Annotated in this window: 18 protein-coding genes and 1 tRNA gene; 12 read left to right on the top strand and 7 right to left on the bottom strand. The window is 71.5% G+C overall.

All coding sequences use genetic code 11. The annotated features are described in order from the left end of the window. Nucleotides 1-107: 107 nt before the first annotated feature. Both AB4Y83_RS04805 and AB4Y83_RS04800 read right to left on the bottom strand, forming a co-directional pair. Nucleotides 108-926 (bottom strand): SGNH/GDSL hydrolase family protein, encoded by an 819-nt coding sequence (locus AB4Y83_RS04805; protein WP_056771467.1) that lies wholly within the window; start codon nt 924-926, stop codon nt 108-110. Next, nucleotides 923-1,600: a uracil-DNA glycosylase gene (locus tag AB4Y83_RS04800; protein WP_442275318.1), complete on the bottom strand. Its 678-nt coding sequence runs from the start codon at nt 1,598-1,600 to the stop codon at nt 923-925. The genes AB4Y83_RS04805 and AB4Y83_RS04800 overlap by 4 nt, the downstream gene beginning before the upstream one ends. Nucleotides 1,601-1,644: 44 nt before the next feature. On the opposite strand from AB4Y83_RS04800, the gene AB4Y83_RS04795 reads away from it, so the two are divergent. The 6 genes from AB4Y83_RS04795 (at nt 1,645) to AB4Y83_RS04770 (ending at nt 7,111) form a co-directional block, all read left to right on the top strand. Then, nucleotides 1,645-2,823: an N-acetylglucosamine-6-phosphate deacetylase gene (locus tag AB4Y83_RS04795; protein WP_442275317.1), complete on the top strand. Its 1,179-nt coding sequence runs from the start codon at nt 1,645-1,647 to the stop codon at nt 2,821-2,823. 9 nt (nt 2,824-2,832) lie between these two features. Next, nucleotides 2,833-3,480 (top strand): HAD family hydrolase, encoded by a 648-nt coding sequence (locus AB4Y83_RS04790; protein ID WP_442296161.1) that lies wholly within the window; start codon nt 2,833-2,835, stop codon nt 3,478-3,480. 71 nt (nt 3,481-3,551) lie between these two features. After that, nucleotides 3,552-4,913 carry a pyridoxal phosphate-dependent decarboxylase family protein gene (locus AB4Y83_RS04785; protein ID WP_442296160.1) on the top strand — a complete coding sequence of 454 codons (1,362 nt, stop codon included), beginning with the start codon at nt 3,552-3,554 and terminating at the stop codon, nt 4,911-4,913. 272 nt (nt 4,914-5,185) lie between these two features. Next, nucleotides 5,186-5,485 carry a DUF3263 domain-containing protein gene (locus AB4Y83_RS04780; RefSeq protein WP_056771452.1) on the top strand — a complete coding sequence of 100 codons (300 nt, stop codon included), beginning with the start codon at nt 5,186-5,188 and terminating at the stop codon, nt 5,483-5,485. 94 nt (nt 5,486-5,579) lie between these two features. Then, nucleotides 5,580-6,044 carry a GNAT family N-acetyltransferase gene (locus AB4Y83_RS04775; protein ID WP_020143393.1) on the top strand — a complete coding sequence of 155 codons (465 nt, stop codon included), beginning with the start codon at nt 5,580-5,582 and terminating at the stop codon, nt 6,042-6,044. Beyond that, nucleotides 6,041-7,111, top strand: coding sequence for a P1 family peptidase (locus AB4Y83_RS04770; protein WP_442296159.1), 1,071 nt, complete (start codon nt 6,041-6,043; stop codon nt 7,109-7,111). Before AB4Y83_RS04775 ends, AB4Y83_RS04770 begins: the two co-directional genes overlap by 4 nt. 497 nt (nt 7,112-7,608) lie before the next feature. Here AB4Y83_RS04770 and AB4Y83_RS04765 read toward each other — a convergent pair whose 3' ends face one another. Continuing rightward, a complete protein-coding gene (locus tag AB4Y83_RS04765; protein ID WP_442296158.1) occupies nt 7,609-8,124 on the bottom strand; it encodes a hypothetical protein in 516 nt (171 codons plus the stop codon). Nucleotides 8,125-8,446: 322 nt separating this feature from the next. Beyond that, on the bottom strand, nt 8,447-9,340 hold the full coding sequence (locus tag AB4Y83_RS04760; RefSeq protein ID WP_442296157.1) for an MBL fold metallo-hydrolase: 894 nt from the start codon (nt 9,338-9,340) through the stop codon (nt 8,447-8,449). Between the two features lie 104 nt (nt 9,341-9,444). On the opposite strand from AB4Y83_RS04760, the gene AB4Y83_RS04755 reads away from it, so the two are divergent. The 3 genes from AB4Y83_RS04755 to groL all read left to right on the top strand — a co-directional run bounded on the left by AB4Y83_RS04755 (nt 9,445) and on the right by groL (nt 12,357). Continuing rightward, nucleotides 9,445-10,014 carry a hypothetical protein gene (locus AB4Y83_RS04755; protein WP_442296156.1) on the top strand — a complete coding sequence of 190 codons (570 nt, stop codon included), beginning with the start codon at nt 9,445-9,447 and terminating at the stop codon, nt 10,012-10,014. A gap of 64 nt (nt 10,015-10,078) precedes the next feature. Then, on the top strand, nt 10,079-10,504 hold the full coding sequence (locus tag AB4Y83_RS04750) for an HIT family protein (protein ID WP_056771440.1): 426 nt from the start codon (nt 10,079-10,081) through the stop codon (nt 10,502-10,504). A gap of 221 nt (nt 10,505-10,725) precedes the next feature. After that, nucleotides 10,726-12,357: a chaperonin GroEL gene (gene groL / locus AB4Y83_RS04745; protein ID WP_056771437.1), complete on the top strand. Its 1,632-nt coding sequence runs from the start codon at nt 10,726-10,728 to the stop codon at nt 12,355-12,357. A gap of 131 nt (nt 12,358-12,488) precedes the next feature. On the opposite strand, the gene AB4Y83_RS04740 is transcribed toward groL, so the two are convergent. Beyond that, entirely contained in the window at nt 12,489-12,779 is a 291-nt protein-coding gene (locus AB4Y83_RS04740; RefSeq protein WP_057587463.1) for a WXG100 family type VII secretion target, read from the bottom strand. Nucleotides 12,780-12,918: 139 nt separating this feature from the next. Between AB4Y83_RS04740 and AB4Y83_RS04735 the strand changes: the two genes are divergently transcribed. Continuing rightward, nucleotides 12,919-13,707: a DUF4031 domain-containing protein gene (locus tag AB4Y83_RS04735; protein ID WP_442296155.1), complete on the top strand. Its 789-nt coding sequence runs from the start codon at nt 12,919-12,921 to the stop codon at nt 13,705-13,707. An 85-nt stretch (nt 13,708-13,792) separates the two neighbouring features. On the opposite strand, the gene AB4Y83_RS04730 is transcribed toward AB4Y83_RS04735, so the two are convergent. Continuing rightward, nucleotides 13,793-14,287: a YajQ family cyclic di-GMP-binding protein gene (locus AB4Y83_RS04730; protein WP_256794589.1), complete on the bottom strand. Its 495-nt coding sequence runs from the start codon at nt 14,285-14,287 to the stop codon at nt 13,793-13,795. Between the two features lie 136 nt (nt 14,288-14,423). Between AB4Y83_RS04730 and AB4Y83_RS04725 the strand changes: the two genes are divergently transcribed. Both AB4Y83_RS04725 and AB4Y83_RS04720 read left to right on the top strand, forming a co-directional pair. Then, nucleotides 14,424-14,504, top strand: a tRNA-Tyr gene (locus AB4Y83_RS04725). A 505-nt stretch (nt 14,505-15,009) separates the two neighbouring features. Beyond that, nucleotides 15,010-16,071 carry an ANTAR domain-containing protein gene (locus tag AB4Y83_RS04720; protein WP_442296154.1) on the top strand — a complete coding sequence of 354 codons (1,062 nt, stop codon included), beginning with the start codon at nt 15,010-15,012 and terminating at the stop codon, nt 16,069-16,071. 82 nt (nt 16,072-16,153) lie between these two features. Here AB4Y83_RS04720 and AB4Y83_RS04715 read toward each other — a convergent pair whose 3' ends face one another. Beyond that, the gene (locus AB4Y83_RS04715) at nt 16,154-16,438 is read right to left on the bottom strand and encodes a hypothetical protein (protein WP_442275306.1); all 285 of its coding nucleotides are present in this window, start codon (nt 16,436-16,438) and stop codon (nt 16,154-16,156) included. Between the last annotated feature and the right edge of the window lie 110 nt (nt 16,439-16,548).

Raw genomic sequence — 16,548 nt, 5'->3', positions numbered from 1 at the left:
CGAAGAAGTGGTCGTATGCCGAGTGGCCGGCGGAGGATCCGGAGCCACGCCCCGGGAGCGTCCGCGGACCCGGCCGGAGGTGTTCGTGGTCCGTGGCGCGAGCGGCCTCAGTCGAACGGGGTCACGTCGGGGCGCTTGGCCTGGCGGTGGTCGCCCGAGCTGCGGCCGGTGAGTCGGCGGTGCACCCACGGACCGACGTACTCCTTGGCCCACTGCGCGTTGGCCTGCAGCGCCTCGCGGCGGCCGATCGGGGGAGCGGGCTCGAGCGGTGTGGCCCAGTCGGTCTCGGCCGGGGTGTGGCCGAGGGCCTCGAGGGCCGCGAGGGCGACGCGGCGGTGGCCCTCGGTCGTCATGTGGATGCGGTCCTCGCTCCACATCCGCCAGTCGCGCAGCGCGTGCAGGCCCCACTGGTCGATGACGTGGGCGCCGTTGCGCCGGGCGATGCTCCAGATGTTGGCGGTGTGGATCGCGGCCCGGCCGCGGGTGGCCTTGACGAGCGGGGCGTCCGCGGGGTCGACGGGGGTCGCCATGAGCACGTCGGCGCCGGTCGCCCGGATCCGGGCCACGGCGGCCTCGAGCCGGGCGGCGAGGCCGTCGAGGTCGGCCTTGGGCCGGAGGATGTCGTTGCCGCCACCGACGATGCTGACGAGGTCGGGCTGCAGCGACAGGGCGTCCTCGAGCTGGGGCCCGACGACGTCGGCGAGCTTGCGCCCGCGCACGGCGAGGTTGGCGTAGCCGAAGTCGAGCCCGTCGGCACGGGCGATCTCCGAGAGGTGCGACGCGAGCCGGTCGGCCCAGCCGGCGAACTCGCCGTCGTGGCCGAACGTCGGGTCGTCGTCGCACATGCCTTCGGTGAAGGAGTCGCCGATGGCGACGAAACGGGTCCAGACCGTCGGCCCGGAGACCTCGGGGGTGGGCTGGGTCATGTCAGCCTCCAGTCGATGGGAGCCGCGCCCTGCTGGGCGAGGAGGTCGTTGGTGCGGCTGAAGGGCCGCGAGCCGAAGAAGCCGGAGCGGGCGGAGAGCGGCGACGGGTGGGCCGACTCGATGCGCGGCACGTCGCCGAGCATCGGCGCGAGGGACTGCGCCTGCCGTCCCCAGAGGATGGCGACGAGCGGCCCGCCGCGCGACGCGAGAGCCGAGATCGCCTGTGCCGTCACGGTTTCCCAGCCCTTGCCCTGGTGGCTGGCGCTCGCCCCGGGGCGGACCGTCAGGACCCGGTTGAGCAGCATCACGCCGCGCTCGAACCACGGCGTCAGGTCGCCGTTGCCCGGCGTCGGCAGGCCGAGGTCGGTGCCGAGCTCCTGGTAGATGTTCTGCAGCGACCGGGGGACCGGCCGCACGTCCGGCGCGACGCTGAAGCTGAGCCCCACCGGGTGGCCGGGGGTCGGGTAGGGGTCCTGGCCGACGACGAGCACGCGCACGTCGGGCAGCGGCAGCGAGAAGGCCCGCAGCACGCGGTCGCCTGCAGGCAGGTATCCGCGGCCGGCCGCGACCTCGGCGCGCAGGAACTCGCCCATCGCGGTGATGGTGTCGGCCACCGGTTCGAGCGCCGGGACCCACGTCGGGTGGACGAGGTCGCTGAGGGGCTGGGCTGGCACGGCCTCACGCTACCCCCGCCGGGTGTGCGACAGAATCGACCCCGATGAACCTCACACTCCGCGGACCCGCCCTCGTCGACGACACCGTGCTGCCCGACGTCCTCGTCCACGTCGAGGGCGAGCGCATCACGGCGGTCACCCCCGTCACCGCAGGCGACGGATCCCCACCGGGCGACGGCGCGACCGAGCGGGTGAGTGGGACGATGGTGCCGGCATACGTCGACATCCACTGCCACGGCGGCGGCGGGACGGCGTTCACCGACCTGCGCGACGACGCCGCGGCGGCGGCGGCCGAGCACCACCACGCGCACGGCTCGACGAGCCTGCTCGCGAGCCTCGTCACGATGAGCCCGCGCGACCTCGAGCGGGGCGTCGCGATGCTCGCCGAGCTCGCCGACGACGGGGTCGTCGACGGCATCCACCTCGAGGGTCCGTGGCTGGCCGAGGCCCGCTGCGGCGCGCACGACCCGGCGCTGCTCCGCGACCCGTCGCTCGCCGAGGTGGAGCGGCTCATCGAGCTCGGCCGCGGTCACCTCCGCCAGGTGACGCTCGCCCCGGAGCGCGCCCGTGGCCTCGACCTCGTCCGCTGGCTCACGACGGCCGGCATCCACGCTGCGATCGGCCACACGACGGCCACGTACGCGCAGGTCGAGCAGGCCGTCGCGGCCGGCGCCGACCTCGCCACACACCTCTTCAACGGCATGGACCCGTGGCACCACCGCAAGCCGGGCGCCGTTGCGGCACTGATGCGTTCGGCCGCGCGGGGCCACGTCACCGTCGAGCTCATCGGCGACGGCGCGCACCTCTCGGACGACACCGTGCGCACCGTCCTCGACCTCGTCGGCGCCGACCACGTCGCCTTCGTCTCCGACGCCATGGCCGCGGCGGGGGTGGGGGACGGCGCGTACGTCCTCGGTGGCCTCTCGGTCGTCGTCGACCGCGGCATCGCCCGCCTGGCGCGCGACCCCGACGGCACGAGCCCCGGCTCCATCGCCGGCGGCACGAGCCACGTCGCCGACATCGTCGCCCGCGCCGTCGCCGCCGGCGTCCCGCTCGCGTATGCCGTCCGGCCTGCCACGCGCACGCCCGCCCGCGCGCTCGGGCTGGCCGACCGGGGCTCGATCGCGGTCGGGTCCCGGGCCGACGTGGTCGTCGTCGACACCGCCGGCCGCCCGACCCGGGTCATGAGACGAGGGCGGTGGCTGGAGCCGTCGCTGCCCTAGGCTCGGCCGGTGACTTCTCCCCGCTGGTCCACCGCCGTCTTCGACCTGGACGGCACGTTGGCCGACACGATCAACCTCATCGTCGAGTCCTACCAGCACGCGTTCCGCACGGTCCTCGGGCACGAGGAGGACCCGGACGTGATCCGCTCGTGGATCGGGCGCCCGCTCATCGGAGCCTTCACCGACCACTCGCCCGAGCACGCCGACGAGCTCTACGCGACGTACCTCCAGTGGAACGCCGACAACACCGAGCGGCTCATCCGGGGCTACGACGGCGTCGTCGACGTCCTCGGTGACCTGCGCGCCGCCGGCATCCACGTCGGGGTCGCCACGTCGAAGCGGCGCGAGTCGGCGCAGCAGGCCATGGACATCCTCGGCATCAGCGAGCACGTCGACGTCCTCGTCGCGATGGAGGACACCGAGCGGCACAAGCCCGACCCGACTCCGCTGCTGCTCGCGCTCGACCGGATGGGCCGGGGGTCCAATGACGCCGTCTACGTCGGGGACGCCGTCGTCGACGTCCTCGCCGGGAAGGCCGCGGGCATGGACACCGTGGCGGTGACGTGGGGTGCGGGCCTGCCCGACGCACTCCACGGCGTGCGGCCCACCGCCGTCGTCGCGTCCGCCGACGAGCTGCGCACGGCCCTGCTCGGCTGAGCTCCCGCCCCACCCGTCACGCGGCCCCCGGGCGGTCGGTCGCACCCGACCGCAGGGCCTAGCATCTGTGCGTGCACAGCTTCGACAAGGATGCCGACCACGTCGCCGTCGACAAGGTCCTCAGCTACGCCCGCGAGCGCCTGCTCATGGACCCGATCCCGCTCGACGGAGCGCAGCCGGAGGCCTACCTCCGGGCGGCCGCCGGCCAGACCATCACCGCCGGTGGCCTCGGCTCGACGCGGGCGATGGAGCTCTTCGAGCACACCCTCGCGCCGGCCTGCCTCTCGACCGACCACCGGCGTTACCTCTCCTTCATCCCGTGCGCCCCGACGCGGGAGGCCGCGGCCTTCGACGTCGTCGTCGGCGCCTCGTCGATCTACGGCGGGTCGTGGATGGAGGGCGCGGGCGCGGTCTACGCCGAGAACCAGGCGCTGCGCTGGATCAGCGACCTCGCGGGCCTGCCGGCCGAGGCCGGCGGCGTCTTCGTCCCGGGCGGCACGGTGGGCAACCTGTCGGCGCTCGTCGTGGCTCGGCACACCGCCCGGGCGAAGGCCAAGGAAGCGGGCACGGGCGCGCGTCCCTACCGGATCGCCGCCACGGACAACGCCCACTCGTCCGTCGTCTCCATGGCGGCCGTCATGGACGCCGAGGTCTGCGGCGTGCACGTCGACGACAAGCTGCGCCTGACCGGGTCCGAGCTGCGAAAGACCTTGGAGGAGAACGGTCCCGAGACGTTCTTCGCCGTCGTCGCGACGAGCGGCACGACGAACTTCGGCGTCGTCGACGACCTCGAGTCGGTCGCCGAGGTGTGCCGCGAGTACGGCCTGTGGCTGCACGTCGACGGGGCCTACGGTGGCGCCGGCCTCGCTGCACCGTCGGTGCGACACCTCTTCAACGGCATCGAGCACGCGGACTCCTTCATCGTCGACCCGCACAAGTGGCTCTTCGCGCCGTTCGACTGCTGCGCCCTCATCTACCGCCAGCCGGAGCTGGCGCGGGTCGCGCACACGCAGGAGGCGGGCTACCTCGACGTCATCACGAAGTCGGCCGAGTGGAACCCGACCGACTACTCCATCGGCCTGACGCGACGCGCGCGCGGCCTGCCGCTCTGGTACTCCCTCGCCGCGCACGGCACCGACGCCTACGTCGACGCCATCGAGAGCACCCTCGAGGTGACCCGCTTCGCCGCCGACGAGATCGGGCGCCGCGACTACCTCGAGGCGGTGCGCGAGCCCGACCTGTCGGTCGTCGTCTTCCGCCGCCTCGGCTGGGGGCCCGAGGACTACCAGGCGTGGACCGACCGGCTCCTCGCCCAGGAGTTCGCCTTCGTCGTGCCGACGACCTTCCGCGGGGAGACGCTGACGCGCTTCGCCATCGTCAACCCGCACACCACCAAGGAGGACGTCAACGCCATCCTCGATACGATGTCCTGACCCAGGTGGGTCGTCGGCCTGTCGAGGACGGCCACCTGGCACCGACGCCAGAACGACACCCGACGGGACCGGACGACACCGGACGACGCGATGGGGCGTCACGGGTGGGGCGCACGGGGCTCGTGGGACGCATGTTCCGGGCGGTGCGACAGCCCGCCGACGACATGCCGCGCCACGCCTGAGCTGAATGACACCCTTGTCATTTCGGTCTAGGGTGTGACCGGAGCCAACGCACGACGCGACACGCAGCACGACTGCAGCGAGACGGGGACATGAGCACAGAACACGCTACGGCGCAGCCGCAGCGCCACGAGTCCGAGGACGGCCTCAGCGCGCGCGACCTCGAGATCCTGGCGTTCGAGCGCCAGTGGTGGAAGTACGCCGGCTCCAAGGAGCAGGCCATCAAGGAGCTCTTCGACATGAGCTCCACGCGCTACTACCAGGTGCTCAACGCGCTCCTCGACAGCCCGGAGGCCCTCGAGGCCGACCCGATGCTCATCAAGCGGCTGCGCCGGATGCGCGCGAGCCGCCAGCGGGCGCGCACGAGCCGCCGCCTCGGCATCAACGTCTGAGCGCTCTCGTCTGAGGCGTCCCACCGGCAGGGCATCGCACCCGGCCGAGCCGTGGTTGCGCGCCCTCGCGGCACGCCCGTGGTTCACTTCCCTCATGGCCGAGGTGACGATCCGCCGCGCGTCGGCCGACGACGCCCTCATCGTCGCCGCGCTGCACCTCCAGTTCGCCCGCGAGCTGGGTATGCCGTCCGAGACCGGCTACCTCGACCGTTTCGTCGACGCGTGGCTGGCCGAGCGGCCCGACCGGCCGACATGGATCGCCGAGAGCCGGGGCGACCATGCCGGCATCCTCGAGACCCGGCGCATCCGCGCGCTGCCGTGGCCCGGGCGCAAGGACGTCTCGTGGCTGCACGTCGGCGGCCTCTTCGTCGCGCCGGGCTGTCGTGACCGCGGCGTCGGGCGGGCGCTGACCGAGGCGATGATCGAGTGGTCGCGCACGACCGACGTCAAGTGGATCCGGCTCAACGCTCCCGACGACCGGGCCCAGGAGTTCTACGAGCGGCTCGGCTTCAGCTCGCCGGGGCGCCTCATGGAGTTCGACCTCAGGGACCCGCAGTGAGCGATGCCTCCCTCGTCGTGGCCCCGGGCCCGACGAACTCCCTCGTCGACGTCGCGGGCCTCCGGGTCGGCCACTGCACCCGTGACGAGCCGGGCTGGCTCACCGGCGTGACCGTGGTGCTCTCCCCCGACGGCGGTGCCGTCGCCGGCGTCGACGTGCGCGGCGGCGGGCCGGGCACGCGCGAGACCGACCTGCTGGACCCGCGCAACCTCGTCGACCGCGTCGATGCGATCGTCTTCGGCGGCGGGTCCGCGCTCGGCCTCGCCGCCGCCGACGGAGTCGTGGACGGCCTGCTGGACGACGGGATCGGCTGGCCCATGGGCGAGCCGGGACACGTCGTGCCGATCGTGCCGTCCGCGATCCTCTTCGACTTGGGACGCGCTGGCACGTGGGGCCACCGTCCGCGCGCGGAGGACGGGAGGGCGGCATACGCCAGCGCGACGTCCTCGGCCGTCGCCCAGGGCTGCGTTGGTGCGGGCACCGGCGCCAAGCTCGGTGGCTTCAAGGGCGGGATCGGCTCCGCGAGCGTCGTGCTCGAGTCGGGCACGACGGTCGCGGCGCTCGTCGCCGTCAATGCCGTCGGCTCGGCGGTCGACCCGGCCACCGGGGTGCCGTATGCCGTGGGGCTCGGTCTCGGCGACGAGCTGGCCCACGTGGGTCGGCCGAGTGCCGCCGAGCTCGAGGCTGCGCGGGCCCGGGCCGAGGCGCTGCCCGCGAACACCGGCCGGCCGGGACTGGCCACGACCATCGGGGTCATCGCGACGGACGCCACCCTGTCCAAGGCCCAGTGCCAGAAGATGTCCGGCATCGGGCATGACGGCTATGCACGGGCGCTCAAGCCGGTGCACACGCTCTTCGACGGCGACACCCTCTTCACGCTCGCGACGGGCGATCGTCCGGCGCCGGACCCGATCGAGCAGACCGTGCTCATGGAGGCTGGTGCGGACTGCGTCGCCCGGGCGATCGTGCACGCGCTGCTCGCCGCGACGTCGGTCGACCGGACGGCCGACGGCGGCATCGCGCTGCGCTCCTGGTCCGACGCCTTCCCCTCCGCGCTCTCCGGCTGACTCTCGCACGTCAGGTTTGGCAGGCGTCGGGCCGCACTCGAGGCTGTGTGCCCGCAGTGCGGTGGATTCCCGGCGACTGGTGCCGACGATCCACCGCAGTACGGGGGTGCGGCCGTCGTCACCAGGTTCGTGCGATGAGTATGCGTCGGCTGGTGCCGTCCACATCCCCTGCGGGTTCTCCTCCTCTGTCCACACGTCCGCCGAGTCGCAGGTAGGCGCGGATCGCGACGGGCAAGCTCACGGCATGGGAGCCGAGCATCGACACCATGCTGCGGCTCCAGGACGGCGTGATCTCGCGGCGGCAGGTGCTGGCGGCCGGCCTGGACGACAACGACCTCGAGCGACTCGTGCGCCGCAGGTTGTGGGCCGTCGTCCACCCGGGGGTCTGCGTCGACCACACGGGCCCGTTGCGGTGGATCCAGCGTGCCTGGGCCGCTCTGCTCGCACTGGAACCGGCGGTCCTCGCCGGTACCTCGGCGCTGCGAGCCCATGGGTGGTCACACATCGGTGCCAGGGCCGGGCAGTGCGACGACCATCGCGTCATCTACGTCGCCGTGGACCGCGACCGTCACGTCAAGGCTCCGACAGGCGTTGTGCTGGTTCGACGCACGGGCTTCGGGTGGCGCGGACAGGGCCACCTGTCGCCGCCGCGGCTTCGTATCGAAGAGGCGGTCATCGACGTCGCGGAGCTGGCTGCTCGCGACTCCGAGGCCGTGGCGGTGATCGCCGATGCCTGCCAACAGGGGCTCACCACGCCGGTACGTCTCCTCGAGGCAACTCGCCTGAGGGTCCGGATGAAGCGACGCCGACTGCTCACGGACGTGTTGGACGATGCGGGAAATGGTGTCCGGTCTGTCCTCGAGAGGCGCTACGCCCGGGAGGTGGAGCGTGCGCATGGACTGCCGACGGGCCGCCGCCAGCGGCGGGTGCGGACCCGGCGTGGGGCCACCTACCGCGACGTGGAGTACTCCGAGCAGGCCGTGGTCATCGAGCTGGATGGTCGCCTTGTCCATGCATCGGCGGAAGCGCGGTGGGGCGACGTCGAGCGCGACATCGAGTCGGCCATCGGAGGAGACCTGACCGTACGACTCGGTTGGGGCCAGGTGGTCGAGCCATGTCGTACGGCCGCAGTCATTGCCCGCCTCCTCAGGAGCAGGGGCTGGCTCGACCATCCCCGGCCGTGCTCGCCGAGCTGCCCGGTGTCGAGCCTTGAACGCGAGGACGGTCGACGCGGTGGATCACCGGCGCACGGATGCCAGCGATCCACCGCACCGAGGCCGCTCGTCGTCGTGACGGAAGGCTTCCGGCGCGGCGGGCGCCGGGGCGGGTGTCGCGTCAGGGGGTGGGTGGGGAGAGGTGGTCCCAGCCGCGGCGGATGGCGGAGTCCAGGTGGTCGAGGGGGTAGGGCAGGCGCGGGTCCGGCGCGTTCAACGCCTCCGTGAGCGATGCCGCGCCGAGCCGGCGCTCGCGGATCACGGCGGCGACGACAGCGAGCTCGTCGCGCTGGCGAGCCACGAAGGCGCCGTCCACGGGATGTCCGTGTCCCGGCACGACGACCGTGCGGTCCTCGGCCAGGACGAGGTGCGAGGTGAGGGTGTCGGCCCACTCGAGCGGCCAGCAGTCGTCGCCGAACGACGGGTGGGCGCTCTCCTCGACGAGGTCGCCGAGGAACATCGCGTCGGTGTCGGGCACGAGCACGGCCACGTCTCCGTCGGTGTGGCCGCGGCCGGCGTACGTCATCGTGACGACGCGGTCACCGAGGTCGATCGCCGCGTTCGAGCCGAAGGTGCGGTCGGGCCCGCGGACCACGGTCGCCATCACCTCGGCGGCGTCGCGTGCGGTGTAGCCGTACTCCGGGCCGTCTCCGGGGTCGGCCCGGAAGGCGGCCTTGATCCGCTCGGCATCGGCGTCGATGGTGCGCCCGACGTTGTCGTGGGCGTGGACGATGGCGGTCTCGAAGGCGGTGTTGCCGAAGGTGTGGTCGAAGTGGACGTGCGTGTTGACGACGTGGCGGACCTCGATGTCACGGCCGAGGCGTCGGACGTCGTCGAGGACCTGGCTGCCCTGGATGCCGCTCGCCCGCGTGTCGATGACGACGGCACCGTGACGACCGAGCACGAGGCCGACGTTGACGTCCCACTGCGGGTAGCGGGCGACGAAGACCCGGTCGGCGACCTCGACGAAGCCGGTCGTCGCGGCGGGAGGGTCCCCGGACGGCGGCGCGCTCACCCTGCGTACCTCGGTGTGATCCACGTCTCCCCGAGCATGGGACCACCGTAGCGGCCACCTTCTGAGGAGGCGTCTCCCGCCCGATTCCTCTACGTTTGTGCACCATGTCGACCGAGAACCACACCTCCACTCCCGGCTCGAAGTCCCGACGCAAGGTCCTCGTCGCCGCCGTCCTCGCGGCCGTCGCGCTGCTCTCGACCGGCGCCGTCGCCTATTGGTCGGGCGACAGCTGGAGCGACGAGGCGATGTCGTCCAGCGGCTTCCCCGGACTGCCCGGCGGTGACTGGACGAGCACGACCTCCGACGACGGTTGGGGCTCGGCCGACACCTCCTCTGCCGCGACCGGCACGCCCACCGCCGCGACCGGCACGCCCACCGCCGCGACAGGGACCACCCGCCCCGGGACCACGCGCGCGCCGGCGACCGCTGTCGTCGAGCCGGCCTCCGACCCGACCTCAGCCGTGCCGACCACCTCGGCTCCGGCCCCGTCGTCGAGCCGAGCCACGCCGCCGCCCGCGCCGACCTCGACCGTGGCCCCGAGCCCGTCGTCGACGCCCACGAGGGGCAACCCGAACCCGAAGCCGAAGCCGACCTCGACGAAGAAGCCCACCCCGACGCCGACCCCCTCGCCGACGTCGAGTGAGGGCGGCTGCTTCCTGCTCATCATCTGCTGACGTCCTCGAGCCGGGCGCGAGCTGGGAGCGACACCGCGCGACTGCGGCGTGGGAGCCTGTCGCCATGGACTGCGTCTTCTGCTCGATCGTGGCGGGGGAGGTGCCGGCCGACGTCGTGCTCGACGAGCCGGACCTCGTCGCCTTCCTCGACCGCCGCCCGGTCTTCAAGGGTCACGTCCTGCTCGTGCCGCGACGACACGTCGACACCCTGCTCGACCTCCCGGCCGAGCTGCACGCCACGGTGCTCGGGGCCACCCAGCGCCTCGCCGCGGCCGTCGTCGGTGCGCTCGGCGCACAGGGCACGTTCGTGGCGATGAACAACGTCGTGAGCCAGTCCGTGCCGCACCTGCACGTGCACGTCGTCCCGCGCACCAAGGGCGACGGGCTGCGCGGCTTCTTCTGGCCGCGGACGACCTACGCCTCGGAGCAGGAGTCCGCCGAGCACGCCGCCCGGATCGCCGCCGCGCTGGCGCCGGCCGTGGACGCCTGACCCGAGCGGACGGCATACGCCCTCACTCGGGGGGCCAGACGTTTGCACTCTCACCCCGAGAGTGCCAATAATGGCGTTAGCACTCTCCCTAGGGGAGTGACAGAAATGGGCCGTATGCCGAGGGGCTGGGTTCGCAGCTACATGAAGCTGGGGAGACCGGTCCCGTCCGTCGCGGGCGTCATGCGGGCCACCACCAACGATTCGCGTGGAGGACCACCCGAATGGCCAAGACCATTGCGTTTGACGAAGAGGCGCGTCGCGGGCTCGAGCGAGGAATGAACATCCTCGCCGACGCCGTCCGCGTGACCCTCGGCCCCAAGGGCCGCAACGTCGTCCTGGAGAAGAAGTGGGGCGCCCCCACGATCACCAACGACGGCGTCTCGATCGCCAAGGAGATCGAGCTCGACGACCCGTACGAGAAGATCGGCGCGGAGCTCGTCAAGGAAGTTGCCAAGAAGACCGACGACGTCGCCGGTGACGGCACGACGACGGCGACCGTGCTCGCCCAGGCGATGGTGAAGGAAGGCCTGCGCAACGTGGCCGCCGGCGCCAACCCGATGGCGCTCAAGCGCGGCATCGAGAAGGCCGTCGAGGCCGTCACCGCCCGCCTGCTCGAGCAGGCCAAGGAGATCGAGACCAAGGAGCAGATCGCCTCGACCGCCAGCATCTCGGCGGCCGACGAGGAGATCGGTGCTCTCATCGCCGAGGCGATGGACAAGGTCGGCAAGGAAGGTGTCATCACCGTCGAGGACTCCAACACCATGGGCCTCGAGCTGGAGATGACGGAGGGTATGCGCTTCGACAAGGGCTACATCTCCGCCTACTTCGTCACCGACACCGAGCGCATGGAGGCCGTCCTCGACGACGCCTACGTGCTCGTCGCGAACTCCAAGATCGGCAACATCAAGGACCTCATCCCGCTCCTCGAGAAGGTCATGCAGTCGGGCAAGCCGCTGCTGATCATCGCTGAGGACATCGAGGGTGAGGCGCTCGCGACGCTCGTCGTGAACAAGATCAAGGGCACGTTCAAGTCGGTCGCCGTCAAGGCTCCCGGCTTCGGCGACCGCCGCAAGGCGATGCTCACCGACATCGCCATCCTCACCGGTGGCCAGGTCATCTCCGAGGAGGTCGGTCTCAAGCTCGAGAACGCCACCCTCGACCTGCTCGGCCGCGCTCGCAAGGTCGTCGTCACCAAGGACGAGACGACCATCGTCGAGGACGCCGAGGACCGCTCGCAGATCGAGGGCCGCATCGCCCAGATCAAGGCCGAGATCGAGAAGTCGGACTCCGACTACGACCGCGAGAAGCTCCAGGAGCGCCTCGCCAAGCTCGCCGGCGGCGTCGCCGTCATCAAGGCGGGCGCGGCCACGGAGGTCGAGCTCAAGGAGCGCAAGCACCGCATCGAGGACGCCGTCCGCAACGCGAAGGCTGCCGTCGAGGAGGGCATCGTCGCCGGTGGTGGCGTCGCTCTCATCCAGGCCGCCAAGGCGCTCGACGAGCTCGTGCTCGAGGGTGACGAGGCGACCGGCGCCAACATCGTGCGCGTCGCGACCGAGGCCCCGCTCAAGCAGATCGCGATCAACGCCGGTCTCGAGGGTGGCGTCGTCGCGGAGAAGGTGCGCGGTCTCGAGGCCGGTCACGGTCTCAACGCCGCGTCGGGTGAGTACGTCGACCTGCTCGCCGCCGGCATCATCGACCCGGTCAAGGTGACGCGCTCGGCGCTGCAGAACGCAGCCTCGATCGCGGCGCTCTTCCTCACGACCGAGGCCGTCATCGCCGACAAGCCCGAGAAGCACGCGCCGGCCATGCCCGGTGGCGACGACATGGGTGGCATGGGCGGCATGGGCTTCTGAGCCCACCCGTCTGAGCAGCACCGCAGCACGTCGCAAGGGCGGCTCCTCCTCACGGGGGAGCCGCCCTTCGCCGTCCGCGACCCGACGCCCGGCGGCATCGGGAGGGCGGATGCCGTGCGCCTGGGAGGGGGTCAGCGGGCGAAGAGGGCGCGGGTCGCGTTCTCGTGCTCGGCGTAGGCCGACGACGCCTTGAGGGTGAGGCGACCGACATCGGCCAGGGCCTCGGTCATCTGGGCCTGGATGCGCTGGTAGTCGTGCATGACGCGCTCGAACTCGACCTTGGCCGGGCCCTGCCAGTCCGCGCCCATGCCGGCGAGGCGCCCGCGCAGTTCGGCGGTGCTCGACGTGATGGTGTCGGCGAGCCGGTTGATGTCGCCGGCCGCGGCGGCGATGCGTTCGGTGTCAACGACGGAACGGGACATGGGTGCTCTCCTCGATCGTGGGCCGACCGGACGGTGGCCGCGTTCGTCCGAGGCTAGGTCGGACGGGGGAGAGGCGGCCGGCGTCGTCCACAGGGCACCGGACGGCACGCGTCGGCGGGCCTGGCCTAGGCTTCGAGGCATGACCGTGTGGATCGACCAGCCGATCTGGCCCGCCCACGGTCGGCTCTTCGCCCACCTCGTCAGCGACACCTCCTACGACGAGCTGCACGCCGTCGCACATGCCGCGCAGCTGCACCCGCGGTCGTTCGACGGCGACCACTACGACGTGCCGCAGGGGCGCTGGCAGGACGCCGTCGACGCCGGCGCGACGCCGACGACCGGGGTCGACCTCGCGCGCCGGCTCAACGCGTCCGGCCTGCGGCTGCGCAAGCGCAAACGTGACCGGGGGGTGCGTCGCATCCTCGACGTGTCCTTCCCCAACGGCGCGAGTGATGTCGACCTCGTCGCCTCCGACGACCCGCTGGACCCGGCCCGGGTGCTCGCAGCGATGGTCTTCGTCCGCGACCGGCGGGGCGACTTCGTCGTGGTGCACAGCGTCCGTCGCGGCGAGTGGGGCTCCCCCGGAGGCTGGCGCGAGGACGACGAGACGCCGGTCGAGAACGCCGTGCGCGAGACGTTTGAGGAGACCGGCCTGCGGCTGCGCCATCCGGACGTGCTCCCTTGCGGCTACGAGCGGTTCACGCCGAAGACCGAGGACAACCTCTTCGGTCGCGAGAAGCCGTTCCTCCAGGTCTTCCGCACCCGGCTCGACGACGTGCGACCCGAGCTGACCGACGGCGACGACGGCATCCACGAGACGCGCTGGGTCACGCCGCAGGAGTACGCCGAGCTGTGCGGCCACCTCTTCTGGTGGGCCCTCGCGGTCGAGGTCTTCCCCGACCTGCGCGGTCTCGCCCGCCCGCTCTGAGACGCACGTATGCCGCCCACCGAGGTGGGCGGCATACGTGGCCTGTCGTGGTGGGTTCGCCTGTCACGCAGGCGGACCCGCGCGCTCAGCGCTGGTTGGTGAAGTTCAGCGCGACGTCGAGGTCGGCCTCGCGGAGCATCCGCTGGACGGCCTGGAGGTCGTCGCGCGACTTGCTCGAGACGCGCAGCTCGTCGCCCTGGATCTGGCTCTTGACGCCCTTGGGCCCCTCGTCACGGATCAGCTTGTTGATCTTCTTCGCGTTCTCCTGGGAGATGCCCTCCTTGAGGGGCGCGTCGAGGTGGTACTCCTTGCCGGAGAGGCGCGGGCCGGCCTCGGGGACGTCGAGGTGCTTGAGGCTGACCTTGCGCTTGACGAGGTGCGTCTGCACGACGTCGAGCACTGCGAGGCAGCGCTCCTCGGTGTTGGCCTTCATCTTGATGACCTCGCCGGCGAGGTCGACGGAGGCGCCGACGTTCTTGAAGTCGTAGCGCGTCGCGATCTCCTTGCTGGCGCTGTTGACCGCGTTCGCGATCTCCTGCTTGTCGAACTTGCTGACGATGTCGAACGAGGAGTCGGCCATCGGTGGGGTCCTTCCGGATGCTGTTGTCTGGTCTGTCGGGCGGGTGCGCTGAGGCGGTCCGGACACGACGAAAGCGTCGCCGGAGGCCCGATTTCGGACCGCGCCCGATCTCTTGCTATCCTTCCAGACGCACCAAGGCAGGTTGTCCGAGCGGCCAATGGAAACGGACTGTAAATCCGTCGCGAGAGCTACGAAGGTTCGAATCCTTCACCTGCCACCCAGTGCTCTGAAGGGCCTCTGACCAGCGTAAACGCCGGCCAGAGGCCCTTCTGCCGTGCCCGCCACCGGTCGGGTCCTGCTCGGCACGGTGCGGGTCCGCACCGCCGGCATCCTGGTCGGTGAAGGCAAAGCCATCGTGGATGCCGTGAACCCGGAGCCTCCGCGCTCGGACGCGACACCAACCTCGGAAGGCCTCCCCGGGACGGGACGATCCCTGGAGGGCCCTTCGTGGTTCGTTCCCCCGACGTCGGTCGAGCGCATCCGCGGGGCGACCATCAAAAGTGACGGTCGCCTTGACGGGTCACTGCGGAGTGTCTCAATGCGACCAGGTGGTCGTAGGGTTGAGGCATCGCGGGACTGCTGGCAGCAGGCGACTGCCGCCACCCCCGCTGTGTGGTCGCGTGGGCCGCTTCGCACGCAGAAGTCGGCCCGTTTGCTCCTCCCGGGACTGCCGGGTCGGGCCTGGTGTCGAGCACGGCTCGGCGACGAAGAGGAGCGACCCGATGGATACGCATTCAGTCGAGGTGGAGCGTGGGTGGGCCGCTGAGAAGCGCGACTTCGTCGGTGACCGCCGTGACGAGGTCGCTGATGAGCGAGACGTGGCCGGCGACGTGCGAGACCTGAAGGCCGACGCGCGAGAACGAGCGCTCGACCAGCGGGAACGGGAGCTGGCCGCCAAAGAGGCCGAGCTGGGTCTGGCACGCGACTCCGCTGGGGCAGTGACGAATCGGGACGACGCCGAGGCCCGCGAACGGGCCCGGCAGGACCGAGACGGGTCAAGGGCCGAGCGACATGCCGCGGCTGGAGCGCGCGAGGATGCCACGGATCGACGGTTGGAGGCCACGCCCACGACGCGCCTGGCCTCAGCTTTCGCCGACATCGCCGGGAACCTCTACGCCGCCGACTCATACGACGCGATCCTCCTGCGCATCGCAGAGACGGCAGTCAGCACGGTCGCAGGGTGCCGGATGGCCAGCGTCACGGTCGGTGAGGACGGGACCTATCGCACGGCCTCTACGACGGACGCGAGTGCGTCGGCTGTCGACCAGGCGCAGTACGACGCGCGAGAGGGCCCATGCCTGGACGCCATGGCCGCCCCGATCGTGTACGCGAAGTCATTCCCTGACAACCGCTGGCCCACGCTCTCGTCGCGTCCGGCTGACCTGGGCGCGCACTCGGCCGCGTCGTATCGCTTGGCTACCGTGACTCAGGCAGCACGGAGCAGCGGAGCCTCGCTGAACACCTATGGCGCCGAGCCGGATGCGTTCAGCGAGGAAGCGCAGCAGATCGGGCTGATCCTGGCGGCGCACGCCTCGATGGCGTCAAGGGCGGTCCGCGAAAGAGACGGGCTTGCGGATGTGGCCGAGAACCTGCACAAGGCACTGCTGAACCGGGATGTCATCGGCCAGGCCAAGGGGATCCTCATGGAGCGGCTCAAGCTCACTCCCGAGGACGCCTTCGATGCCCTGCGCCAGGCGTCGAACCTGCTGAACGAAAAGCTTCACAGGGTGGCGCTCACACTTGCAGAGACCGGCGAGCTCCACAGCCCGGACAGCCCCGAGTGACGCCCACCAGTTCTGCGAGCAGTCAAGGCCTCGGCGAGGTGGTCGCGACGGTCGACGCGCAGCGGGTGATGCCGGCGAGGTCCTACCGGGGATCGTTCTCGCTGACGCCGAGCCGGACCTTGCCCTTGCTCGGGCACTCGTCGGAGTGCGCGAGCGCGTCCTTGCGGGCCTTGTCCCGAGCCCGACGGGCCGGGCCCGTCCAGTCGCAGCTCTTGCAGTAGCCCAGCACGAACGAGCCGTCCTCCTGCGTCGAGTCGGCGTCGACGCGTTCGAGCGTCGCCTGGTGCTTGTTGCCCTCGCCGTCCTTGACCGTGAGCTCGTCACCGCGGCGCTTGAGGAACCGCGGACCACCCCCAGACTTCGCCATGGCGACATCGTCGCGTGCTTCGGCGCCGAGGCCAAGTCGCTGCCCAGCGCGCGGATGCCGCCCGAGGGCGCCCGGCTGGCACGAGACACGGATCGACCCGGGGAGGGCTC

Origin of the sequence: Terrabacter sp. RAF57, from assembly GCF_052113925.1 — a bacterium.
Lineage (GTDB): Bacteria > Actinomycetota > Actinomycetes > Actinomycetales > Dermatophilaceae > Terrabacter.
Note: the sequence above shows the minus strand (reverse complement) of the source record. Positions and strands in the feature narration are given on the sequence as shown.